Annotated in this window: 1 pseudogene; it reads left to right on the top strand. The window is 54.9% G+C overall.

Annotated features, from left to right (window positions below):
• Positions 1-11: 11 nt before the first annotated feature.
• A pseudogene (locus tag JUJ53_RS13810) lies at positions 12-235 on the top strand (ISNCY family transposase); the annotation flags it as partial.

The following is a 235-nucleotide window of genomic DNA, read 5'->3' as shown; positions in this document are numbered from 1 at the left end:
TGTTCGACACCATAGTCGGTTCATTTCGCCAGCGTTTGTCGTCGCTACCGGACAAACGCACGGGCAAGAACACCCGCTATGGGATGGACGATGCCGCCTTGAGCGCATTCAGTGTGTTCTTCACCCAAACCCCGTCGTTTCTGGCCTATCAGCGCATGATGGAGGGCAGTAAAGGGAAAAGTAACGCCCAAAGCCTGTTTGGTGTCCATCGGATACCCAGTGACAACCAGATCCG

Origin of the sequence: Leptolyngbya sp. CCY15150 (assembly GCF_016888135.1) — a bacterium.
Taxonomy (GTDB): Bacteria; Cyanobacteriota; Cyanobacteriia; order RECH01; family RECH01; genus RECH01.
Note: the sequence above shows the minus strand (reverse complement) of the source record. Positions and strands in the feature narration are given on the sequence as shown.